A 22111-nucleotide genomic window follows, 5' to 3' on the forward strand; every position below is an offset into this window, starting at 1 on the left:
TGTCTCCCGATTAGGTGTGCCGTTACTTCGCCGCGGCGCGACGCGTGAGGCGGTGCGACTGCTGGCCGATCCACTTCGCGCGGGCTGCGTCCGGGTCGGGCAGACCGTCAGCGGTCACGGCTCGCGCGCCCTCCTTGCCCTTCTCCGCTTCCTCGCTGCGCATCGCGAACGTGAGAGCATCGGCAACCGGGTCGGTGCGGCGCGTGGACGAGCTCTCCGTCACGCTCGATGCGAGCACGGCGAACGCGGTGCGGATCGCGGTGTCGTCTGCATCGTTCAGTGCCTTGCCCGTGAGCACTGCATCGATGAGCGGCTTGCGCGCGTCGTAGTGCGAGGCGACGACTTCGCGCCGGATCGCTGCGCACGTCTTGCCGTCCGTGACGATCTTCGGCATCAGACGCTTCGCGTCATCGAGCGTCTTGACCCAATCGGCAACCATCGCGTCTCGCTGCTCGGGCGTCATCACGTCACGGCTCATGGAAGCAATGCGCGCGGACTGGTCATCGAGCACAGCCTGAATGGCGCTTGGATTGGAGACGGTTAGTTGCGCGTCTCCATATTTCACACTCGCCGCGAGCTGCTGCTTCTGTGTCTCGATGGTCGCAAGGGCTGCGGTGAGCTGCCCCTGTACCTTTTCGACGGCGGCGGCGGCAACGTCGTCGAGTTCCAATGGAATGCCATCGACCACAATGCGTCGCGTAGCCATCTTCCGTTCTCCCTGAGTTTCCGCATCAGCAATTGCGCACGCCGGACCACAGCGCGCGGCTCCTACCAGTGCCACGGAATTGACGCGGATATCCCGTTGCACTGCGTCGTACTTCTGCCCGTCCTGCTCGCCGGCAGTCCAGTCGAGCGTCGCGTCGTAGGTCGCGCTGAGTTGCCGCTTGCCTGCGGCGATCGCATCGAGCGCGTCCTGCGAGTGAAAGATGAGATCAGCAGCTACGTAGATCGCGTCGCGGTGCGCGTTCGTGACCGTGCCTACTGCCTTCTCGCGCCAGTTCGCGGGCGTCACGCGGCCAACATGCTCATGCGTGATCGGCGCGCTGTTGTAGCTCGCCATTGCGCCGGGCCTGAAAACTTCCTCGGGCGGGCGGTACACTGCGAATACCCGCATCGGGTCGCCGTCCATGTCCAGCTCGTAGGCGTGGTAGTACTGGACGCCCGTTCGTGCGACTCGCGCGGGCACAGTGACAAAGCCGTCCGGGTGTTGCACGCGGCGGCTCATGAGCACGTCGATAAATTCGCGCATGGCAGCTCCTAATGCGACGTGCGGCCGATGAGCATGTCCGCAAGCTCAACGGCGACATCGACCATCATGTCGCGCGACATACCGCTCGCCGCGCCCTTCGCCACGAGCGCACACATGATTTCCAGCGCGAAGCGCTCGCGCTTGCTCACTCCGACCGCGTGCGGCGAGGGCCAGCCGTGTGCTGTCTGTTCAAACACTTCGCCGCCGTCAAACGCTGTCTGCTGCGGGTAGTACGGCCCGCCGTCGATTACATTCATGCTGCTTCCTCCTCGCCCGCGTAGCCGAGCAGCGGTATAGCCACGCATCGGCAGTTCACGTCATGACCGGGATGCCCGGTTTCCGCTGGCGGGTCATCCCATGCGAACACCTGTCCCTCGTTATCAGCGTGGCTTTGCCTCACGCGCTCGTCGAGCGACGTTGACCAGCGGTAATGCGTGATGCCCAGATCCTGTTGCCGTACCTGCGTAATCGCCGCATTGGTCTTGGCCGTCTGGTCGCGGGCAATGAGCTTCGCGCGGTTCTGCGTCACGCCGTAGCGTTCCTCGATGCTCCCTGCTAGCGCCTCGTAGCGCTGGCCCTGTTGCACGCCGAGCAGCACCGTCTGATTCAATTCCGACAGGTACTGCGTCGGAATTGAGCGGATCAGGTTGACGTTCTGTGTGCGCGCGAGCGTGAGCGTGGGCTCAATGCCCTGCGCGGCGAGTATGGGTGAGATGTCGATGCCGTATGCGCTCTGTAGCGAGGCGGCGAGCGCCTGCTGCGTCTGCTCGTCCTGCGCCTGTATCATCTGCTCGGCAATCCACTCCGCACGCCAACCCATGCGGCCGACCGTCGCCTGCGATATGTCGTCGATGGCGCGGTTGATCGCGGCAAGCAGTGCGCCACTCGTGATGTCGCGCCATGCGTCGGTCGTCGCGGCATACATATGCTCGTTGCGCTTGAGCATGGGAAGCATGTACTCGTCGGTCGCATCGGTCAGCTCACGCACGAGCGCGAGAAGCGCATTGCGGTAGGCGAGTTCAGCCCTGCGGGACGGTCGCGATGGCCGGAGCTGGCGGGCTCGCAGCGGCAGGCGTCGCCCCTCCCGCTGCCGCCGCTGCTGCGCTAGCTGGTTGAGATTGAACACCCGGCACTCCCGGCAACTGCGGACCCGCAGCAGGCGGCGGCATGTAGCTCGCCAGTTCCTCGGCGGTCTGTATGTCGTCGTCGCTCACCGGGTAGGTGTTGTCGTTGCGAAGCTGCTCAAGCACCTTCGCCTCAGTGACGACGCCGCGATTGAGGTAAATGTCGTCGCGCTGCGCATTCCATAGCGCGGTCTGCGCCGTATCCTTGCGGCTCAGTTGCCACAAGGGTTTGAACGAAATTTCAAGATCCTCGATGAGCCGTCCGAACGCGTTCATTGAGAGGATCGAGTAGAGCAGTTCGAGCACGGGACGCAGGTTCTTTTCCTGCTTCGCCTTGAGCATGTCGTAGTAGTTGCGCATGTCCGACTCGCCCGTCGAATTCATGCCTCGCGGAGAGGTGCCGAAAAGTCGCGTGGCCGGTATGTCGGTCGCGCCCGCCATGCGTTCCATGAACGTGACCAGCACCTCGGGCACGCCCGCGAATGTGTTGACCTTCTTCTCGTAGCTGTCGGACGCGTCGAGCACGAGTGCGTGATTGACGCTTTTCATGAGCGCTGCAAGCTCGAAGCGCTTCTTTAGCGTCTCGGTGCCTTCGTCGCTCGCGAGCTGAATGCGAAGTTGATCGATGCGTAGCACGTCCACGCACGCCTCGAAAAACATCGACGCGGTGCATTCTGCAACCGTGTCATTACGCTGTAGCTCGTCGTAGAGCGACTGTAGAACGCTGTCACTCCACCACTGATTCTGCCGTTGCAGCGTGAGCGGCAATTGCGAGCCGTCCATGATGAGCAGCCGCGAGCGGTGTATGGTCTGCGCGCTCGGCCCACGGATGCGATAAAACTCCGGTCGCCAGTTCGGGTTGCGCAGGTCGATCATGGGCACGTTCGACGCCGGGAACACATGGTAGCGGTCGAGCGCGATGAGCCCATTGAGCGAGCCCTGTCGGATCGATTCCACGTCAAGCGGCGTTGCCGGGTCCTCGCCCTCGATGGACGGGTAGAGCGCGCAGCCGCCGTAGAGCCGCCCCCACTTGATAACGCTCGTCACGATGTCGGAGACGTTGTAATCGCGCTCGGCATCTTCCAGCGCCTCATGCGCGTCGCCATCGTCTGTTTCGAGCGTGATCCATTCGCGCGTCATGTCCTCGGCGGGTGCATCGACGATCTTGCGACAGAGCCAGTTGCTCGAATACATCGCCTCAAGCTCGCTCTGACTGATGCGGTGCCGGAACACATACCGGCCGTAGCTCATCTTGTCGGCGCGCGTCATCAGGCCCGCGACGAAGTTGCGCAGCGTGTCGAGCCAGTGAATGCCCGGCCGCGCGATGCTGCTCATCCTCAGTCCCCTATGCGAGCGCGGTGAGCACCCGCTCGATGTTCACGACGCGCGTCGCGTGGTGAATGGGCTTGACCGATGACTGCGGGTTGCCCAGGTTGACGGCGCGCGAGACGGCAAGCCAGTTGCGCGTGTCGGCCCAATGGTTCACGCGGTTCTCCGCCCACCACCACGCCGATGCGAGCGCCGCCGGTTCGGGCGTTTCAAGCAGCTCGGGCCGGTCGGTGAGCGGGAGATCGAGCGCGAGGCCTGCGGCCGTGTAGTTGCTACGACCGGTGAGCTGTATGAGGCCGCGGCCGATGAAGCGCCAGCCGTCGCCGCTCGCGATATTGCCGTTGCCCATGCGCCCTGCGTACACCTGATTGGCAAGCGCCTCGGGCCGGTTCGCAAGCGAGCGGGCGAGCGCATTGGGAACGCGATGCCGGCCGCTTTTGTCGCCCGTTGAAAACCTGCTCGGCCACACGTCAGCCATGCGCTGCGCGCTGTAATTCATGTTCTCAACGAGCCGGGTGAACATCGCGGACTCGTAGGCGCACTGCCCGATGAAAGCCGCCACGCGCACCGGAGTATTGATGTCGAAGCGCTCGCAGGCCGTGTTGACGGGTTCGAGCCAGCGCCCGACATCGACACCCGGCACCGCGTGCGCGAGCGTGTGAGCGGTGAACATCAGGCCCCGCCAAAATGCTGCTGGATGAGTACTTGCGCCAGCTCCCATAGCGCTAGGCCAACAGCAATGAGATTGACCTTGGGCACGTTCACGACCAGCGACGCCGCAACGAGCGCGACGAAGGACAGGGCCATCAGTACTATCGCGAAGATCGACATGGAGAAGCCTCCACTACGGATAACGTAATGAGCGCTACGGGGCACGAACAGGAGTAAGCAACCTGTAGGGAAAGCACACAAATTAGTGTGTTGGCACGGCTCGCGGTCGCGTCGAGCCGTGGAACAACATGCGCAGACTGGCTTGCTGCGCCTTATGCCGCCTGAGTTTGCGACCCGGCAAGAGTTCTTTTGCGTGATGTTTCACGAAACCCAATTGAGCACCGTGCCCTCGATGAGTAGCTGGTGCACGGCATCGCATAGCACGTCCACCTGATCGTCGAAAGCGTGTGTGTCGTCCTCGGTGAAGGCTTCGCACTCGGAGATAAAATCCGTCACCCAAGGCGCGTCCTCGGGCAGCACGACAAGCCCTGCCTCGCAGCTCGGAGCCGCGCCCTTTACGCGGATGCTCTTGTCTTTGTTGCGCGGGATGCCGAGGATCGGGATGCCGCCCTTGCGACGGATTTCCTGAATGAGCCCGGTCCCGCTTGATTTGTCCTCAACCATCAGCGCCGAGAGCGGGACGTTGGTGCGATGGTCGTAAGGCTTGCACTTGTTCCAGAAGTCGATGGCGTTGCGCTTCAGCTCCGGCGACTCCCATCTGTCGCGGATGAGGTTCACCGCGTAAATGCGGCCGTCCGAGCCTAGCGCCCACTCCATGAATACCGTCCAGTCGTTGCGCTCGCTGGTTTTCTGAGCCGTGTCCGCGATAATCAGCCGCCGAACGATGCGCGGCAGCGCACGCCAGCGCGGGAACCATTGCCCTTTGAGCAGGTTACCGCCTTCCTCGGTCGGCTTCTGCTGGTACTGCGCGGAGAACACCCGACGCCCGATGCGCTGACCATCGCGGTTCGTGCCGCCCTGCTCCATCGCGAGCAGTTCTTCAAGCGGCTCCTTGTAGGGCCAATAGCTGAAGCGGCCCTTTTTATCGGTCACGCTTGCATCGATGCAGCGCCGGTAGTTGTAGGCGTAATGCTTGACGTAGTGCGCGTCGATGAGCGCGGGGATTTCGACGTAGTGCCAGTCGCCGGGAAGCCCACCGTCTTTGATAAATCCCGTGCAGTCATCGACGGCCAGCCGCTGCATGATGACGATAATCGGCGTCTGCGAGTTCGCGCGGCGGCTCTTGACCGTTGACACCAATCGTCTGTTCGCGCGCTCGCGCAGAGGCTTGCTGTACGCGTCGTCGATCTTCAGCGGGTCGTCGAGAATGATCGCGCCTTGAAACCCCGGAACCATGCGCCCCGCGCGAAACCCGGTGATCTGCCCGCCGAGCGCGACCGCGTACACGCCGCCCGCCGTGCGGCCGTCCACCGTCACGTTCCAGCGCTTCAGGCTGCGGCTGTCGTCGCGCAGGGTGCGCGGCCACATCGCCTGATACTCGTCGGACTGGATAAGCTCTCGCGCCTTCTGGCTGTTGAGCAGCGCCAGCTCGTCGCCGTAGCTGATATGGAGGAAGCGCGCATATGGGTTAAGTGCGAGCCCTCGGGCGATGAGATTGACGACGACAAGCTCTGTCTTGCTCGCACCGGGCGACACGTTGATAACCACGTTTGCCCAGGTGCCGTCGATGATCTTCTGCACCGCGTCGCAGATGACGAGATGGTGCCAATTGAGGCGAAACGGCACGCCCTCGCGCAGCTGAAAAAAGTAGCTGCTGAAAAAGACATGATCGTCCTCGCACGCCTTGCGCCGCGATTCGAGCCGCCATTGCTCCTGCGACGTGCCGCGCATCCACGCGGGAGGCGGCTTGCGATTCGTGCGGAACGGCAGGATTACCGTGTCCACGGACTCACCCGGTCAAACGCTTGCGCCCGTATTTTTCCAGCTCGTCCTCAATGATTGCGCGCGCCGTTTCCTCGTTCTCAACCATCGGCGTCGCGTCGCTGTCGCGCGGCGGGACGCCCTCAGCGTCGGAGAGCTTCCAGCCCGCGCGTGAGCGCAGGTAGAAAGTCGCCGCGGACACGACCGGCGCGCTCTCGCGCTCGGTCGTCGCAATCCGGTACAGGTTCCACGCAACCCGCGCCGTGCAATGCTCAACGGAGATAGCTATCTCTTTTTTGAACGCACGGACGAGCGTGTTGTAGGTCACGGGCCTGCCCGACTCCGGGTTGATGACGTGCTGACAAATGTTCGCGAGCGGCACGCCGCAAAGCAGCAGCGCGCGCACGACCGCCGTGTCCTCTTTGGTGGGCAGGAACTTGCGTCCCGCGTGAGCACCGTTGCGAGCCATGATTGGCTACCGGATATTGATGAACTTGTGGGTCTGTAGCGAGACGCGCCAGCCGTAGCGGTGGGCGGCTTCGATGCACAGCTCGGTCGCCGTGCGCGACTCGGAGAGCGGCTGTAGCCAGATCGGCGTGCCGTGCCGTTCGCTGTACGGCTGCAATCGCTCGAGAACGGTTTCGATGTCGCTGCGCTTGCCGACTGGAAACTTGAACTCGTCGGCGCGCTCAAGCGCCCTTTCGAGTACCTTACGCCCGCCCGGCATGTGGTACTTCGGACTCACCGTGAGAAAAGCCGTGCGGCCGACATAGGGCGTATAGGTGCCTGACGTCTCAACCTGCACGCGCTTGCCCGTTTTCTGCAGCCGTCCGATGAGCTGGCGCAAGTCGTACTGACAGGGCTCGCCGCCCGTGATGACGATATGGCGTGCTGCCGAGTCGTGCGCAACGTCCGCAAGCTGCTCCACGTCGAACCAAGCCCAGGAGCCTTCCGCGAGCGCGGTCTTCGCCTTTACCTCGCCCTGGCTCACAAGCCGCGCCTCGTCGCGCGGCCATGTGTGCTTAGTGTCGCACCACGGACAGCCCACGTCGCAGCCCTGCATACGGATGAACAGCGCAGGCGTTCCCGTAAAGCCGCCCTCGCCCTGCAATGAGTCGAATGTCTCATTGACTGGAAACCAGTGCGCAGCGACGTGGCTCAGACCGTGTACGTTGCACTGCATTTGCGGGTTTCCTCCACGCATACTGATTTGAGCCGAACGCCCGTGCCTCCAAGCAGCGCGGGGCCAATCACGGTGGTGAGATATGCGGCCATGCTCTCGGCTGTCGGGTTAAAAGGTAGCTTCACAATGGTCGGGTCGTACTCGCGCAGGCTCACATAAAGCGGGTCTTCGATCCAAAGCAACATGCGATGGTCCCAGTTTTCCTCAAGCCACACGCAGAGCTTTGATTTGATGGCGCCGAAGTCGATCACGCGCCCGAGCGCGTCGAGCGCGTCAGACTCGCAGCTGAAGTGGATGCGATAGTTGTGGCCGTGCAGGTGCGCGCACTTGCCTTCGTGGCCGTACACGCGATGGCCGCAGGAGATGTCGTGATAGCGGGTAACGGTGAGCATGATTCAGAACTCCTGTCCGCGCACGATGCTCATGAACTCGCTGCGCGCCTCGGGCTTCTCCCGCAATGCGCCGCGCATCACACTGGTCGTCAGAGTCGTCTCATGCTCGCGCACACCGCGCGTCGTCATGCACGAATGGGTCGCGCGAATAACGACGCCGAGTCCGCGCGGCTCAATGAGCCGTTCAATCGTGTCCGCGAGCTGCACGACTGCTTCCTCCTGAATCTGCGGGCGCGACATGACCCAATCGGTGACCCGGTTGAACTTCGATAGCCCGATGACACGCTCGCCCGGTATCACGCCGAGCCACGCGTTACCCGTGACGCTGCACAGATGGTGCGAGCAGATCGAGCGCACGGTGATCGGTCCGACCGTGTAAAGCTCATCAAGGTTCTTCGCGTTCGGGAACTCCGTAATCGCTGGCTGCGGCTGGTAGCGACCTTTGAAAACCTCGCGCACATACATATGCGCGACACGGCGAGCCGTGCCGGCCGTGTTGTGGTCTTCGTCGATGACGAGCGATTGGAGCAGCGCGCGCACATGCGTCTCGGCTTCCTCCTGTATCGCGTCAAGTTCTCCGGCCTCAAGCCAGTTCGCGATGTTGTCATTCGCCCTGTACGGGATGCCCTGCTCCCGCAGGCGTTCGATGACCTTCGTCGAAGTGTTCACGGTTTCACAGTATGGAATTGCGCTATGCGGCCGCGCGTGCATTGTGAAGGCTCCTGTAGCTATCGAGTACCTGAAGAAATAGCTTCAGGTTATAGCCGGATGAGATCGCGTTAAATAGCAGCGTGCCGATGCGCGCTTCGAGATCGAATTGCAGGTACATCGCGCTCGCCGCGCAGATGAGCCAGTTCGGGCTCCATATGCCGTGCCACGCGTCGCCGCGCGCAAGCCGCTCGGGCTCGATGCCGAATGCGCGGATGCGATCAAAGACCGCCTGCTCCCTGCATCGCGCGAACTCCGCGCGATCAAGAAAGAGCGTGCGACCGTGACCCATGTAAAGCCTGATGCAGCCGTAGCGCGCGCCGTTTGCCCATGCTGACGAGTCGCACATATAGGGCCGGTAGTGCTTCAGGTACTCCATATTGGTAAAGCCGAGCCAATGCACGCGCCGCGTCCCTGCGAGTCGCATCACGCCGTTGATGAAGCCCTTGCGGCGAGGGGTGCCCACACCGCTCCCTATTCCGACGACATCGGAGCTTGCGTAGTAGCGCTCAAGCACTGCGGGCGTGTCGCCGCGCGTGAAGATCGGCAACGGATGGAAGCCGCGTTCGAGCATCGTGTCGTAGTTGCGCAGGCTCGCGACCGGGTCTCCGATCACATCGAGCGTGAAGTAGCGCCACGGCTTGACGGGCAGTGTCGTCAGGAACTCGCAGTACTCGTCTAGCTTGACTGTGCGCCCCATTTTCCACGCGGTGAACGCGCCCGAGTCGACGAGTAGCCGCACGTCTTTCCTGCGCTGCAGATCGTTGAGCGCATCGTTGTCGAAATAAGGGTACGAAAGCAGCATATTGACCATTGGCCCCGCAGCGCCTTCGCTCGCCGCGTCACTGAAGCTCATGCTCAATATCCGCATCGGTCAATGCAGCGTCGATTGCCTCTTTCGCAGCTTCCTCCTGCGCGGGCTCAACCAGCACAGTCACTCGTACCTTCAACCCCTCAAGGTTCTCGCCGTCGCGCTCGTGCGGCACGAAGTCCGTCTCCCAGCCATCGACGATAAAGGCTATCTCCGAGTCGGAGAACCCGGTCAGAGACAGATCGAAACCCATCTCCTGCAAGCCCTTCATCTCGACTGTCAGCAGCGCATCGTCCCATGACGCATTGAGCGTGAGCTTGTTGTCCGCGAGCATGTAGGCGCGCTTCTTCGCCTCCGACCAGCCACGCGCGACCATCGTCGGCGCTTCGTTGTAGCCAAGCTGGCGAGCCGCGAGCAGCCGCCCGTGACCTGCGATGAGATTGCCGTCCTCGTCCACCAGCACCGGGATCGTCCAACCCCACTCGCGCATCGACGCGGCGAGCTGCGCTACCTGCTCGTCGCTGTGCAGCCGCGCATTGCGCGCGCTCGGGATGAGCTTTTCAATCGGCCAGCGACTTACTTCGTCGGCTGGCCATTGGGTCTCGTTCACAGGTGCTCCGGGAGCCTAGAGTGGCTTGAACGCTACTGTGCTATACGATGCAATCACATCATATGACAGTATGTATATCCGTACAGGCAAAAAGAAACCCGGCGCGAGAACCCGGCCGGGTTATTGGGAGTGTGTGAGCCGTTCGGAGCGCATCCGTCCAGCCTCGTATCATCTTAGTAAATTTCCGCGTTTTTGTATGCTTCGGCGTCCGGTTTGTACGCATTTGCGTTATCCGCGTTCAAGCGCCGGACCTCGTTGCAGCGCTCGGCCAAGGTGCGGCGGAATGCGGACAGCGTGACCACGCGATCCTCAATTGAGCGCCCCGCGATGAGCGCCTTCTGATCGGTGATTGCGCGCGAGCGAAAACGCTCGATGCCCGACATGAGCCCGGCGCGACTGAGCTGGAAGTGATCGAGTAAAGCCGGGACGGGGATGCAGTGCAGGTAGTAGCAGAAAAAGCGCTGCTTGAGTTTGCCCGGTGGCTGCGCCTCTATCGCCTTGTTCAGAAAATTGAGTTCCTGAGCACAGGGCGCGTCCGGCCCGTCGAGGACCGTGGGATCGGGGATGCGCATTTTCGCGAGCAGGTTCTTTGGCGGTGGCGGAATATAAAGACGGCGGGAGTGATACCACGCTGACCAGCGCAGGCAGAGCAGATGGTCCGCGGAGTCGCGGCGATGGTCGTCACGCAGCATGTGTTGTCTCGGTCTGGGTGAGCTGGTCCATGTGGCGCAATGCGGTGGCGCTGTCCCGTGCGTCAGGCCAGAGAAAAGAAAGGGCTTGCGGCGTGTGCAGGAATTCGACGACGCGCTGATGATGCGCGCGAAACTGAGGTTCTTCGAGTGCGTCGTAGGAGATCGAGCGCGGCACTGCGATGAGCACGCCGTCAGGACCGGGCACATAGTCGGCGTGACCAGCGCCGACCGTCGCCCATGCGCGCAGCGCCTCGGGATCTGAGAACACGGCCTGCGCCTCAAACAGCCGGCGAAGCATCGCAAAATGAATGCCGTGCGGCACGGGACTGCGCGGCGGACTCCATGAGAGCCCAATCGTTTCGCCCGGCTGCATTGAGTTGACGTGCTCAAGATAGCGCCTGAACTCGCGCTCATCGGCTTCTGTCACGCCAAGCAGGGTATCGCTGTCTGTTTTGACTAGCAGGATGCGCGGCATCGGTATGCACTCCCGCATACGCATAAAGCTCGCGTCGCGCGACGGCCGCAGCAAAGTTCCCGTGCTGTGCTCGCACGCGCTCGACGAGCGCCAGGGCAAGACGACAGTCTCCACGTCGCAGAGCGGCAGCAGCAAGGGTGAAGCGCAGCCAGCAGCGCGCTCGCTCGATGTCGTGCCGGTCAACAGTGCCCATTCCGCACATGATAGTCCGCAAATAGTCCAGTTGCACCGACTGTAATGGCAAACCGTGTTATTGTTATATGTTGCACATATCACAGCACCGCACGCAGCCACAGCACGCCACATTAACGCACACGAGGCAAGGGATATTCCACACATGACGACGACGAAAACAGTCGGACGCGAGAGCGGCACGCTCGTCGCGGGTTCGCTGCCCTGGCAGCTCGCGCAGCTCAAACCGGGCGACGCCCTGCTATTCCCTGACGGGCCGTACCGCTCGCAGGGGCTGAACGTCGCGATGAACCGCTTCGCCGCCGCGCACGGGGGCCGCTTCGCGCTAGCCGTGTGCATCGGCACGCCGCAGACGTTCGACGGCACGGCGTTCCGCTTCTACCGGATCACCCGGATCGAATAACCGGCGCAGCGCTCGCAGGGGCGGCACGGGCGGCACGCGGGAACGCCTGCGCGCATATACATACAGGGCGCACCGCGACGACCCCGCACAATTGGCACGTCGCGCGCAGCATGGTCGGACCCTGTTTTTAGAATACATACTCTAAATTTTTTATTGTTATACGCCGCGTATAACAATAATATACATACAAGGAAGTAGCAAACAGAGAGGAACCTGAAATGACACTGAACGCAACGGCACTCACCGAGTACGAGGAATGGGAAGCCGAATTCGCAGACCTTGAGGGCGCTTGGGAAGAAGCAAGCGCCGATCACGGCGACGCACTCAACGCCGTCGAAGACGCTGAACGGGCGCTTGAGCGCGCGAAGCGCAAGGTCGAACGCACGCGCGAAGCTGTGCGGCGCGCGAAAGCGAAGGTTGATGCACATCTGGCGGATTGCCCGATTGACTGAGAGAGGAACCTGAAATGAGAGTCGCTGAACTGATTGCAATGCTCGAAGAGATGCCCGAGGACGCCGAAGTGCGCCTTGCGCAACAACCGAACTGGCAGTTTGAGTACGCCATCGGTGAGGTCGTGATGGTTGGCCCCGACGCCCGCCCCCCAGACTGGCAACCGGACCCCGACGACGACGACGACGACGAGCAACCCGAGGAAAACGTGGTCTACATCGCGGAGCGCGGGCAACTTGGGTATCTGCCCGGTGTCGTGTCGCGCGAACTTGGTTGGAGGTGAGGAAATGGCTTACACGGCACAGCAGGTAGCCAACTACCTGCGCATGAATGGGTTCACGCCCGGGCGAGTGTCCGAGGCAGATGAGCAGGAGGACGGGCAGGTGCAGCTCGCGCATGGTGTGTATGTGCAGGTGGGCGAGTCGTATGTCATCGTCAACGTGCATACCATCGAGCCGCAGATTGGCGACGTGTTCTGGAACTCGCCCACCTACCCCACACCGGTCGCGGCGCTGCCCACAATCCGGCGTCTCGTGAGCACCCCGCTCAGTGAGGTCGAGGACAAGCGCGCGGCGCTCGGGTGGAAGTAACAGTACTGGTTTTTTGTACAGTGCGTACTATCATACGACTGTATATGATCACGTAGCATAGGAGTGTATATGATGGTAGAAACGGTTATCGCCCCGTCCCGGCGCGTGCTCGCGGACCCGGCGACGTTCGAGCTGTTCGCCGCGCATGTCGCGACGGTGCGCGCGGAGATCGTGCGGTGGGCGATGCGCAAGATGAAGGCCGAGCGCGAGCGCGCAGCGCACCGCGCGCAGCACGGGTTCACGGCCGAGGACGCGCATTTCTACGAGACGGTCGAGGAGTACGCCGAGTGGCAGCGCAGCGCCGAGCGCGAGCTTTACGAACTGCTCGACACCGCCGAGGGGCGGGAGTTTACACAACACGAACAGGCGTTAAGCGCCGCTGGTGCACGCTGATTTTTCACGCGCGCTTTACTTGGCACTACCAATCTTTGTAATGGAGTTGAAAATGTCCGCATTAGCCGCCCGCATGGGCAAAGCCGTTCAGTTCCGCGCCGAGCGCCCGCTGACCGATGACGAGATAGCGCGCGTCGCGCCCTCGGTGTTCGCCAACGAGCCGCACGCTTCGCGCAGCGCCCGCTACGCGTATATCCCCACGAGCAAGGTGCTCGACGGGTTGCGCAAGGAGGGGTTCGAGCCCTTCATGGTCGCGCAGGGGCGCTGCCGGGTTGAGGGCAAGGAGGACTTCACAAAGCACATGCTTCGCCTGCGCCACGCCGACCAGATCGCCGGGAGCGAGGCGAATGAGATCGTCCTCATTAACTCGCATGACGGCACGAGCTCGTACCAGATGCTCGCCGGCCTGCTCCGCTTCGTTTGCGCGAACGGCATGGTGTGCGGCGACATCCTGCAGGACATCCGCATCAAGCACACGGGCGACATCGTGCATGAGGTGATCGAAGGCGCTCACACGGTGCTCGACGGGTTCGGGCTCATCCGCGACGTGACCGAGGAAATGAAGTCGATCCGGTTGCTGCCCGCCGAGCAGGGCGTGCTCGCCAATGCCGCATTGGTCGCGCGGTACGAGGACCGCAACCTGCCGCGGCCGATTGAAGTGGGCGACGTTCTGCGGGCACGACGCTGGGAGGATCGCGACGACTCATTGTGGGCGACGTTCAACCGCATTCAGGAAAACATCATCCGGGGCGGTGTCCAGGGCCGCAATGCTCAGGGGCGCCGGATGACGACGCGCCCGGTGCAGGCAATCGACAGTGACGTAAAGATCAACCGCGCGCTGTGGACGCTCGCGCAGGGCATGGCGGAAATCAAGTCGGGTCGCGCAGAGGCGACGCCTGAGATCGAGCTTGCGTAATCAACACGGGCGGGCCATCGCGCCCGCCCATACTGGAGCAGTCACCATGTCATCACGAAGCCGCAAGGCACGCGAACGGTTCCCCGTTCAGAATGCCGACGACCTTGAACACCACGAGTGCGATGGTTTCCGCTGGGAACTGCGCGACGCGCGTGGCATTTTCTGCTGCTACGTGTGCGAGAAGTGCGAGGCAGTGAAGCGCGCGCAGTACCGGGACGACATTTTCGAGGACTCGCAGTATTGGTCAGACGAGGCAATCGATGAGTAAAGCTGGCACTGACACGAGCAGGCACGAAGCCATCGAGCACGCGCGCATCGTCGCGAGTGAGACGATGCTGCCGCAGACCGTGTACCGCGACCGGGATAGCGGTGGCTGGTGGCACATCAATTTTGCCGCGCGACGGCTTGAGCAGCGCGGCTGCGAACTGCTCGTGACCGTCCTGCCAAGGAGGTACTTTTCATGAGCTGGAATCTTGACACACCGGAAGGCCGGTTCGCCGCTGCCGAGGCGCTTGGTCCCGAGGGCTATAACCGCGCGATGCTCGAGAAGTTCGAGCGCGACACGGTGCAGGTCGTCAACGGCCACCCTATTCGCCGTGTCGCCTCACGGTTCGGCCAGCTTTTCATGGTCGATGGCACCGGACTCGCGTTCTACACGCTCGCGGAAGCCATCACGCACGCCGAGCATAACTGAGGCTCTAATATGCGTTGCTATACTGTCATATGATGGGAGAGCATATGAGCGACGACGAAAGTATCATCAAGCTCCTGCAGGAAATGAACGAGAAAATGGAAGCGATGCGCGACGAGATGGCTACAATGCGTCGCCGTATCACGCGACTTGAGCAGGGCGCGGCCGACCAGTCGGAGCGCATCGACCAGCTAACCGAACGCCTCCGCACGGAGGCACAGCACACATGACCTATAACGCATTCTCCGCGCGCAACAAGCTAGTCGAGAAAGGGCTGACCGCCGAGCAGGCAGAGACGCTGATCGAAGTCATTCAGGAACACGACGAAGCGACCGGGCAGGGACTTGCCACCAAAGCCGACCTGACCGAGCTGAAGGCTGAAGTACTCGGCGCAATCAGCCAGCACGTCAACCGGCTATATATCGCAATCTTCGGGCAAGGGCTCACGCTGCTCGTGGTCATCTACGGCATTCTCAAGACGATGCACTGAGGTAAAGCATGCACGACGATCTGAAAGACATAACAAACACCGACCTTCGCCATATCGTGAGGAAGTGTCTCGACGTGAAAGACGCTGACGGTCCCGGCGCGCTCTCGACGGGCGAAGCGCTGGCCGCTGCTATCGTGCTCAATCGACCCGAATGGCTCGCGCGCATGAACTACACACTAGCCGAGGCTATCGACCGCATCGACGACTCATGGTTGCCGTTGCTACGCAAGGCCGAGCGCATCATCAAAGAGCGGGAATGAAGAACGTCCGCACTGAATTTGGCAACCTGATAGACGCACTGCTCGACGGCGCGATCATTGAGCCGCCCGAGCTGTCGGCGCTCTGCGTCGCGATGTTCTCGGAGATCACGGGCATGCCTGCCGACGAGCTAACGCGTCTCGACTGTCCGCCGCGCGATCTGCCGCCCGGTTCGCTCGAACGCGCCCAGGGTGTCTATGCACGCTACCTGCCGCTCGCCGCTCCGTACCTGCTCGGTGAGTGGAGCGCGACACGGGCGAACGCATAGCATTTTTCGCCATTTTTAAGCAGTCACATTATCCACAGATTTTGTGGGCAACCCTGTTGGTAACTGGCTCGACGCGAGCCGTCGCGGTGCGAGCTTCGCCGCGTCGCGAGCCGCCGCGAGACAGCCCGCAGCCAGGTCGCTGATCCGTGCGGACGCAGTTGCCCGCATGGGCGTCACCACGGGCACAACGGCCGGCACATCACACGGCACCGGTTCAACCGGTTTCGACGCGCGCAGCGCCGCGCGTATGTTGGCGACAATCGCACGCCAGCACCCTAGCAGGGCCGATGACGTGTAGGTCCTGCCCATGCCCTTAAACTCGCTCGCCACACGCCTGCACAGCTCCACGAACCCGATGCCCAACTCCGCGGCAAGCGGTCGCAGCCGTTGCTCGACTTCATCGCGCCACGCCATGCCGATTGCCCGCACGGGGATCCACTGCAGTCGCACGCCCATGCTGCGCAGCTCATCGCGAATCCCGGACCAGCCGGGTTGCTTCGCCTCGGGAAACTGTCGCGTCGGTTCGGTTGTCGATGTTTCCTGTTTTTCTAAAACATTAAAACTAAAACCTTTAAAACCTAATAGGGCATCGTCTTGCGAAGCGCTGTCGTCGGGCGCTTTGCCTTGCTGCGCTTGGGTTTGAGAGCTATTGCCATCGTCCGAAAAATTTTTTCGGGCGTGGAAAATTTTTTGAACAAGACCGATAGCACGGGAGAACTCGCGCCAGTGTTTGACGCGGTAGTAGTCGGTGACATCGAGCAGCGCACACAACTCGTCCCGGTCGGTGGGCAGTGCAAGGCCGTCTTCGAGGAATGTGAGTGCGGTGAGGGCCGCGCCTCGCGCGGCGTCGGAACAGGCGCGGAGCTGTTCGCGAAGAGTCGCCAGCGTGTCAGCCTGGCGCGTTTTCATATCATATGCTAGCATTTGTCCTGCTCCATTCGTGATGCTCTCTGGCAAACGGTGGGCCGCCCGCTCCGCAAGGAGCAGGTGTCAACCCGGTGAGGGGTCACCGGGGGAGTTGTTTTAGGGCTCGTTCCTTGGGTTGGTTCAGAGCCGCTACTGGCGAAGTTAGCTGTGCAAGAAAGGCGGTCGTTCTCAGGCGACTGCCTTTTTTGTGTCTCCTGTCATCAAACATTGCTTGACCGGTTCGTGCCCCTATGGCACGATTCCAATCACTTTTGGCTCGACCAAAAGAAAACGGCTGCAAAAAGGCCCCGGCTAACTACCCGGAGTTTTTGAAACGCAGTCTTCAATTTGGCCGTCACGCCTTGCACTACTAAGCCTCGAACGCTACCAACGTTCGGGGCTTTTTTATTTCCGGCTAGCGCCGCGTCACGCGCGAGCTGCCCGGCCGAAAACTGTCTGATTATACATATATCACCCTCCGACCCCTGGAAAAAATTGCTCGCAGGGTCTGGGTTCAGATGATAGACCCGTTGCCCTGCGGTCGCCAATAAATTTCACGCACGGTGCGTAGTTGCTTTCCGCCACGCGCGGCCTATGCTGCGGGTATGCGCGCGAACGTCTCGAGCGCATCAGCAGCACAGGCGCATGAGCACGACATCATACCGCACCGATCACGCGCAAACCCTTGTCGCGTCGGGTTTCCACTCCTGCCTTCCCAATAAATCAGGTGTACGTGTATGTTATTATATGCGTTGCTATCATACGACCGTATAGCGTCGCATATGACGGCATAGCACCGCGCAGCGATACCCCTGTCGCTGGCGGTCATTCGGAGAAACCCTTACATGAACCAACCCAACTCATCCATCCTGCGCGAACGCTTCGCGGAGCGCTACGGCATCGGCAGCGACGAAGTGTTCGACGTGCTCAAGGCCACCGCATTCAAGGTAAAGGACGGCGAGGCGACCGACGCGCAGCTCATCGCGCTCATGATCGTGGCCGACCAGTACGGGCTGAACCCGTTCACCAAGGAAATCTACGCCTACCCCGACAAGCAGAACGGCATCGTGCCCGTGGTGTCGGTCGATGGCTGGACGCGGATCATCAACGAGCACGCGATGTTTGACGGTATCGCGTTCACCTACGACGAGAAGTTCGTGGAGCTTCCGGGGCTCAGGAAGCCGCTGCACGCGTGGACCGACTGCACGATCTGGCGCAAGGACCGCTCGCACCCGATCACCGTGCGCGAGTACGCAATCGAGTGCTATCGCGAGCCCTTCGTCGGACAGAGCAAGTTCGGCAACGGCAATAAGGAATACACGGTGAGCGGGCCGTGGCAGTCGCACCCGCGCCGGATGCTGCGACACAAAGCGCAAATCCAGTGCGCGCGCCTCGCCTTCGGCTTCGCGAACATCTTCGATCAGGACGAAGCCGAGCGCATTATCGAAATGGGCGCCGCCATCGAGGCTGGCAAGGAACGCGACGACCCGCTCATGCCCCGCGCATTGGAGAACGCGCCGACCGCAGCCGCGCAGTTCGTTCACCCGTCAACGAAGCAGCGCGAACCCGTCGATATGTATACGGCCGCGCCCAATCGCTTCGCACGCTCTGACAATGCTCCGCCGCCCGTGCAGCGCGCAGCGCAGGCCGAGGATGTCGCCGTCATCGAGCATCCCGAGGAAAACGCACCTAACAGTCAGGCAGAGCTAATACAGGGCGACGGTGACGCGCCCGCTAGCGCGAGCGCGCCCCCGCCAACCCCTGTTCCGCAGAACATGCTTAACATTCTCAAGCGAAAGATGGAAACGGCGGGCAAAAATGAAGTCGATATGCGCGCGAAGTTCGGCTTCGACCTGTCCGGCGTCAACAAGTCGAACTATGCCGAAGTGCAGGCGTGGGCGACGGCGTGACCGACCGACTCCAATTTGACCGGGCTGCGCATCGCTACAGCGTCAACGGGCAGGAGCTTCCCGGCGTGAGCCGGGTACTCTGGCCCGTGTCGCCGTGGAACGCGGAGAACAATCCGGGCGTGTCGCACGAGGTTCTGCAGAACAAGGCGGCTATCGGCCGGGCGGCTCATCGCGCCATCGAGCTCGACATCGCGGGCCAGCTCGACGCGAGCACGCTGCACCCGCTCGTGTCGCCCTACTTCACCGCGTGGCAGCGTTTCCAGTCCGAGGCGCAATACCTCGCCGCGGAATCCGAGCTGCGGGTGTGGCACCCTGGGCTCGGCTATGCCGGCACGCTCGACTCGCTTGGCTACCTGCACGACCGGCCCGCGCTCGTTGACTTTAAATGCACCGTCGATGTCGGGCCGACCGTTGGCCCGCAGACCGCAGCCTATCGCGAGGCGGCAGCTTCGACGCCTGAACTAGATCCTGAGCTGCGCGAGATTGCGCGCGATGCAAGGCGCTGGTGTCTGCAATTGAAAGCAGACGGCACCTACCGGCTCGTGCCGCTCGATGACCCCAACGACCTGCGGGTTTTTCTCGCACTCCTTACCGTTCACAATTTCAAGATTCGCCATGCAAACCACTATTGAACCGACCATTGCCGAAGCGGCCATTGAGCCAACCCAGATCACGGTCGCGATGCCCCGCGACAATGACAAACAGTTTCAGCGGGCGCTTGCGGAGGCTGCGGTCGCAAACGATTACGTCATCGACTCGCAGGATATGTATGAGTACGCCGCGCACCAGCTGACCGTCTACAAGCAGCAGGCCGAAGCGCTGGAGGCGCGACGCACCGCGATTACCGGACCAATGAACGTCGCATTGCGCAACGTCAATGCCCTGTTCAAGCCCGTCTCGGAGAAACTTGAGGAAGCATCGCGCCTGCTGCGCTCCCGGATGCTCGAATGGACGCGCAGGGAGCAACAGCGCATCGCGGCCGAGAACGCGGAGCGCGAACGGCAGGCGCGTGTGCTGCGCGAGGAACTTGAGGCGAGAGCCAAAGCGGCAGCTCAGGGAGGGCGAGCCGAGGAAGCATTTGCTCTGTCGCAGAGCATCGATGTGATGAGCGCGCCGGTGCAACCCGTGCAACCTGCGAAGGTTCAGGGCGTATCGACGCGTCAGGTTTGGACGGCAGAGTGTACTGATTTACATGCGCTGGTGGCCTATGTTGCGGCTCACCCTGAGTACCTGAACCTGCTACAAATTAATCAGACGGCGCTAACTGCGCTCGCCAAAGCGCAGAAAAAAGCCCTCGCCATCCCCGGCGTGCGCGCCTTCGACAAGGGCACGGTCGCCGTGCGCGGCTAGTCCTTAATGTTCAGTTAAGGTAAGCATATCGTATAGCATCGTATGCTATAACAGCATGTGATATGACAGGAACCCGGTCTATTGGGCCGGGTTTTGCTTGTCTATACTTTGGGACGGGAACATATATCAAAATAAACCCCGCTTGAAGGGCTGCAACCAAGGGCATCAAACATTCTATGGCGTCAAAACGCATAAACCGCAAGCATGGCCACCTGCCGTACCGGATGGTCATTAACAAAAATGTCTACTACTTCCTCCGACCGCTCCCTGAGAATCGACATAAGGCCGTACCACTCGGCCATGTGACGGAGCCGGGGCGGACGGATGAGCAGCTACTGGAAGCAGCGCTTGCCAACTACCGACGACTCGTTGCCGAGGTGACAGGACAGGAGACCCTTGGGTTGCTCATCGACCAATGGCTCGAAAGGTTTGCTCCGCTCGATGCCCCGACAGACGGGTCCGCAAAATTTGAGTATCGGACAGTCGTCAAGTATCGGAAGATGGCGAAAATTATCAATGCGGAGATTGGCGACTTACTTGTCAACAAAGTGAGGCACGCGGACATCGCGCGCTTCATTGATGGGAGGTATGCCGACAGACCTTGGTCGGCCAATGCCTACAAGGCTTTTCTATCGAATATTTTCAAGTGGGCAGTCAGGCGAGGGATGAGGGAGACCAATCCCACGCGCGAGCTTGAGGAAATGAAAGAGCCCACACGGACACGCTATATCAATGACGAGGAGCTTTACTGGATTCTCAAAGTCGCTCCGCCAGTGGTTAAAGTGCTCGTGCAGCTCGCCGCCATCACAGGACAGCGTATCAGCGACCTTTTAGATTTAGAATGGTCCGCAGTATCCGACCAGTCTATCTTCCTTCCTGAGTTTGAGGACGTGGGGGAGCTAGGCGACGTTGGCTTGATGTTCTATCCGTCAAAGACCCGCAAGACAACTGGGCGCAAGGTTCCAGTGCGTATCACTCCGCAGCTTCACGAGGTTTTGCTTGCAGCTAAAGCATTGAAAACCCAGCCTAGCGATTATGTCGTGCGCAAGAAAGACGGCGGCAAATACACTTACGAGGGCGCACGAGCAGCGTTCAAGCGGGCAGTGATGAAAGCCGAGCGCGCCTACATTATCAATTGCATCGCAGAGCAGAAACTACCAAAGCCCGGCATGTTTGTCGGGCTGCACTTTCATGATTTAAGGCGACGCGCACTCACCAATGCTGACCTGCAGAACCTCGATGCCCAGGCACTAGGCAATCACTCAAGCCCCGCGACGACACGCCGAATCTATAATGCAGCGAATCGCGAGGGTGGACCCGTCAAGCTAGTTGACCCTTCGACAGACCCTGTTTTCAGGTGAGACTTTACGGGAGGGCCGATGTCTGAGAGTCGCGATTATCTAAAACGCATTGTCGTGAACTACCTGCGCCTCGGCATGAGTGACGCAGAGGTTAAAGACCTGCTCGCCATACTTGAGCCTACCTTTGAGGGCTCACCCACTGACGCAGACCTTGAGCGCATTGGCTATGTCCGCCCATTTAAAACTTTAGCGGACGGCCGGATTTGTGCGATTATGCCGATGGCTGCAATCGATGTCCTGTGCGTCGATATTAACGCATGGGGTCATAACGATTGCTACTATTACAACGCCAATGCCGGTGCAGCATCAGCGCTTGAAAAGTGGGACGGTAAGGGCGAGCCGGAAGGCTGGTTTCGTCATCCCCCAAGCGGCCGACGCCGCACCAACGGAGACCCCACACGCGAATATTTTCAGCCCTAGAAAGGAGCTTTAAATGGTCGCAGCAGCAGGCACCCCCGTTCGCACTATCTCAGGTAATCGGGAAATCAGGCGATATCAAAACTACTGGTATATATGCCTGACGCGTGACGAGCTAAACGAGTATCCCGGCGTTCACTGGCACGGCTGGGTGCTCATCCACAAATACAAGTTCTGGAAACGTTGGGGCGAATGGTACGGCGAAGACGTGGCGCGCTATTACTATCTGGACCGCGACCCCGACAATATCCGTATCACCAATATCGGCATTCGAGAAATTGGAACCGATAATTGGGTGTACGGTTAGTTAATGCCCTTGCGTCGTCATGCTGCGTTCAGTCTCGCGCGGCC

The 22111-nt window shown here is 61.1% G+C and carries 34 protein-coding genes and 1 pseudogene; 19 read left to right on the forward strand and 16 right to left on the reverse strand.

The features are described from left to right. Window positions 1-22 precede the first annotated feature (22 nt). From AB3X94_RS37295 to AB3X94_RS37365, 15 genes are all read right to left on the reverse strand, one after another. Window positions 23-1249 carry a DUF2213 domain-containing protein gene (locus AB3X94_RS37295; RefSeq protein WP_368614149.1) on the reverse strand — a complete coding sequence of 409 codons (1227 nt, stop codon included), beginning with the start codon at window positions 1247-1249 and terminating at the stop codon, window positions 23-25. A gap of 8 nt (window positions 1250-1257) precedes the next feature. Further along, window positions 1258-1506, reverse strand: coding sequence for a hypothetical protein (locus AB3X94_RS37300; RefSeq protein ID WP_368614150.1), 249 nt, complete (start codon window positions 1504-1506; stop codon window positions 1258-1260). Further along, window positions 1503-2204, reverse strand: a complete 702-nt coding sequence (locus tag AB3X94_RS37305) for a phage minor head protein (protein ID WP_368614151.1) — start codon at window positions 2202-2204, stop codon at window positions 1503-1505. The genes AB3X94_RS37300 and AB3X94_RS37305 overlap by 4 nt, the downstream gene beginning before the upstream one ends. Window positions 2205-2268: 64 nt before the next feature. Then, window positions 2269-3708 carry a DUF1073 domain-containing protein gene (locus tag AB3X94_RS37310; RefSeq protein WP_368614152.1) on the reverse strand — a complete coding sequence of 480 codons (1440 nt, stop codon included), beginning with the start codon at window positions 3706-3708 and terminating at the stop codon, window positions 2269-2271. A gap of 10 nt (window positions 3709-3718) precedes the next feature. Next, window positions 3719-4375, reverse strand: a complete 657-nt coding sequence (locus tag AB3X94_RS37315; RefSeq protein ID WP_368614153.1) for a glycoside hydrolase family 19 protein — start codon at window positions 4373-4375, stop codon at window positions 3719-3721. After that, window positions 4375-4533 (reverse strand): hypothetical protein, encoded by a 159-nt coding sequence (locus AB3X94_RS37320; protein WP_368614154.1) that lies wholly within the window; start codon window positions 4531-4533, stop codon window positions 4375-4377. The genes AB3X94_RS37315 and AB3X94_RS37320 overlap by 1 nt, the downstream gene beginning before the upstream one ends. 201 nt (window positions 4534-4734) lie before the next feature. Continuing rightward, complete coding sequence (gene terL, locus AB3X94_RS37325; RefSeq protein ID WP_368614155.1) at window positions 4735-6264, reverse strand: phage terminase large subunit; 1530 nt, start codon at window positions 6262-6264, stop codon at window positions 4735-4737. Between the two features lie 58 nt (window positions 6265-6322). Continuing rightward, window positions 6323-6700 (reverse strand): hypothetical protein, encoded by a 378-nt coding sequence (locus tag AB3X94_RS37330; protein WP_368614156.1) that lies wholly within the window; start codon window positions 6698-6700, stop codon window positions 6323-6325. A 69-nt stretch (window positions 6701-6769) separates the two neighbouring features. Next, window positions 6770-7477, reverse strand: coding sequence for a 7-carboxy-7-deazaguanine synthase QueE (queE, locus tag AB3X94_RS37335; RefSeq protein WP_368614157.1), 708 nt, complete (start codon window positions 7475-7477; stop codon window positions 6770-6772). Beyond that, window positions 7453-7869, reverse strand: coding sequence for a 6-pyruvoyl tetrahydropterin synthase family protein (locus tag AB3X94_RS37340; protein ID WP_368614158.1), 417 nt, complete (start codon window positions 7867-7869; stop codon window positions 7453-7455). The genes queE and AB3X94_RS37340 overlap by 25 nt, the downstream gene beginning before the upstream one ends. A 3-nt stretch (window positions 7870-7872) precedes the next feature. Next, complete coding sequence (folE, locus tag AB3X94_RS37345) at window positions 7873-8538, reverse strand: GTP cyclohydrolase I (RefSeq protein ID WP_368614159.1); 666 nt, start codon at window positions 8536-8538, stop codon at window positions 7873-7875. Window positions 8539-8560: 22 nt separating this feature from the next. Beyond that, complete coding sequence (locus tag AB3X94_RS37350) at window positions 8561-9433, reverse strand: hypothetical protein (protein ID WP_368614160.1); 873 nt, start codon at window positions 9431-9433, stop codon at window positions 8561-8563. After that, complete coding sequence (locus tag AB3X94_RS37355; RefSeq protein WP_368614161.1) at window positions 9420-9998, reverse strand: ParB/Srx family N-terminal domain-containing protein; 579 nt, start codon at window positions 9996-9998, stop codon at window positions 9420-9422. The genes AB3X94_RS37350 and AB3X94_RS37355 overlap by 14 nt, the downstream gene beginning before the upstream one ends. Window positions 9999-10171: 173 nt before the next feature. After that, a complete protein-coding gene (locus AB3X94_RS37360; RefSeq protein ID WP_368614162.1) occupies window positions 10172-10690 on the reverse strand; it encodes a hypothetical protein in 519 nt (172 codons plus the stop codon). Beyond that, window positions 10680-11348, reverse strand: a complete 669-nt coding sequence (locus tag AB3X94_RS37365; protein WP_368614163.1) for a DUF1367 family protein — start codon at window positions 11346-11348, stop codon at window positions 10680-10682. Before AB3X94_RS37365 ends, AB3X94_RS37360 begins: the two co-directional genes overlap by 11 nt. Before the next feature lie 154 nt (window positions 11349-11502). Between AB3X94_RS37365 and AB3X94_RS37370 the strand changes: the two genes are divergently transcribed. The 13 genes from AB3X94_RS37370 (at window position 11503) to AB3X94_RS37430 (ending at window position 15816) form a co-directional block, all read left to right on the forward strand. Next, window positions 11503-11760, forward strand: coding sequence for a hypothetical protein (locus AB3X94_RS37370; protein WP_368614164.1), 258 nt, complete (start codon window positions 11503-11505; stop codon window positions 11758-11760). 218 nt (window positions 11761-11978) lie between these two features. Beyond that, a complete protein-coding gene (locus tag AB3X94_RS37375) occupies window positions 11979-12212 on the forward strand; it encodes a hypothetical protein (protein WP_368614165.1) in 234 nt (77 codons plus the stop codon). A gap of 14 nt (window positions 12213-12226) precedes the next feature. Further along, window positions 12227-12493 carry a hypothetical protein gene (locus AB3X94_RS37380; protein WP_368614166.1) on the forward strand — a complete coding sequence of 89 codons (267 nt, stop codon included), beginning with the start codon at window positions 12227-12229 and terminating at the stop codon, window positions 12491-12493. Window positions 12494-12497: 4 nt separating this feature from the next. Further along, window positions 12498-12800, forward strand: coding sequence for a hypothetical protein (locus AB3X94_RS37385; RefSeq protein ID WP_368614167.1), 303 nt, complete (start codon window positions 12498-12500; stop codon window positions 12798-12800). A 69-nt stretch (window positions 12801-12869) separates the two neighbouring features. Then, complete coding sequence (locus AB3X94_RS37390) at window positions 12870-13193, forward strand: hypothetical protein (RefSeq protein ID WP_368614168.1); 324 nt, start codon at window positions 12870-12872, stop codon at window positions 13191-13193. Between the two features lie 52 nt (window positions 13194-13245). After that, window positions 13246-14109: a DUF932 domain-containing protein gene (locus AB3X94_RS37395; protein WP_368614169.1), complete on the forward strand. Its 864-nt coding sequence runs from the start codon at window positions 13246-13248 to the stop codon at window positions 14107-14109. Continuing rightward, complete coding sequence (locus AB3X94_RS37400) at window positions 14102-14377, forward strand: hypothetical protein (RefSeq protein ID WP_368614170.1); 276 nt, start codon at window positions 14102-14104, stop codon at window positions 14375-14377. Before AB3X94_RS37395 ends, AB3X94_RS37400 begins: the two co-directional genes overlap by 8 nt. Beyond that, window positions 14370-14573, forward strand: coding sequence for a hypothetical protein (locus tag AB3X94_RS37405; protein WP_368614171.1), 204 nt, complete (start codon window positions 14370-14372; stop codon window positions 14571-14573). The genes AB3X94_RS37400 and AB3X94_RS37405 overlap by 8 nt, the downstream gene beginning before the upstream one ends. Continuing rightward, window positions 14570-14803 (forward strand): hypothetical protein, encoded by a 234-nt coding sequence (locus AB3X94_RS37410; protein WP_368614172.1) that lies wholly within the window; start codon window positions 14570-14572, stop codon window positions 14801-14803. Before AB3X94_RS37405 ends, AB3X94_RS37410 begins: the two co-directional genes overlap by 4 nt. 44 nt (window positions 14804-14847) lie before the next feature. After that, window positions 14848-15030 (forward strand): hypothetical protein, encoded by a 183-nt coding sequence (locus tag AB3X94_RS37415; RefSeq protein WP_368614173.1) that lies wholly within the window; start codon window positions 14848-14850, stop codon window positions 15028-15030. Beyond that, window positions 15027-15290, forward strand: coding sequence for a hypothetical protein (locus AB3X94_RS37420; protein WP_368614174.1), 264 nt, complete (start codon window positions 15027-15029; stop codon window positions 15288-15290). The genes AB3X94_RS37415 and AB3X94_RS37420 overlap by 4 nt, the downstream gene beginning before the upstream one ends. A gap of 8 nt (window positions 15291-15298) precedes the next feature. After that, the gene (locus tag AB3X94_RS37425) at window positions 15299-15550 is read left to right on the forward strand and encodes a hypothetical protein (RefSeq protein ID WP_368614175.1); all 252 of its coding nucleotides are present in this window, start codon (window positions 15299-15301) and stop codon (window positions 15548-15550) included. Continuing rightward, window positions 15547-15816 (forward strand): hypothetical protein, encoded by a 270-nt coding sequence (locus AB3X94_RS37430; protein ID WP_368614176.1) that lies wholly within the window; start codon window positions 15547-15549, stop codon window positions 15814-15816. The genes AB3X94_RS37425 and AB3X94_RS37430 overlap by 4 nt, the downstream gene beginning before the upstream one ends. 15 nt (window positions 15817-15831) lie before the next feature. Here AB3X94_RS37430 and AB3X94_RS37435 read toward each other — a convergent pair whose 3' ends face one another. After that, a complete protein-coding gene (locus AB3X94_RS37435) occupies window positions 15832-16725 on the reverse strand; it encodes a hypothetical protein (protein WP_368614177.1) in 894 nt (297 codons plus the stop codon). 842 nt (window positions 16726-17567) lie between these two features. Between AB3X94_RS37435 and bet the strand changes: the two are divergent. The 6 genes and pseudogenes from bet to AB3X94_RS37465 all read left to right on the forward strand — a co-directional run. Then, a pseudogene (gene bet, locus AB3X94_RS37440) lies at window positions 17568-18170 on the forward strand (phage recombination protein Bet); the annotation flags it as partial. Window positions 18171-18616: 446 nt separating this feature from the next. Then, a complete protein-coding gene (locus AB3X94_RS37445) occupies window positions 18617-19264 on the forward strand; it encodes a hypothetical protein (RefSeq protein ID WP_368614178.1) in 648 nt (215 codons plus the stop codon). Next, window positions 19248-19982 carry a hypothetical protein gene (locus AB3X94_RS37450; protein WP_368614179.1) on the forward strand — a complete coding sequence of 245 codons (735 nt, stop codon included), beginning with the start codon at window positions 19248-19250 and terminating at the stop codon, window positions 19980-19982. The genes AB3X94_RS37445 and AB3X94_RS37450 overlap by 17 nt, the downstream gene beginning before the upstream one ends. Window positions 19983-20158: 176 nt before the next feature. Beyond that, a complete protein-coding gene (locus tag AB3X94_RS37455; protein ID WP_368614180.1) occupies window positions 20159-21343 on the forward strand; it encodes a tyrosine-type recombinase/integrase in 1185 nt (394 codons plus the stop codon). 18 nt (window positions 21344-21361) lie between these two features. Next, window positions 21362-21763, forward strand: coding sequence for a hypothetical protein (locus AB3X94_RS37460; protein ID WP_368614181.1), 402 nt, complete (start codon window positions 21362-21364; stop codon window positions 21761-21763). Window positions 21764-21776: 13 nt separating this feature from the next. Then, the gene (locus AB3X94_RS37465) at window positions 21777-22067 is read left to right on the forward strand and encodes a hypothetical protein (RefSeq protein WP_368614182.1); all 291 of its coding nucleotides are present in this window, start codon (window positions 21777-21779) and stop codon (window positions 22065-22067) included. The last annotated feature ends 44 nt before the right edge of the window (window positions 22068-22111 follow it).

The organism is Paraburkholderia sp. BR10923 (assembly GCF_040948765.1).
Lineage (GTDB): Bacteria > Pseudomonadota > Gammaproteobacteria > Burkholderiales > Burkholderiaceae > Paraburkholderia > Paraburkholderia youngii.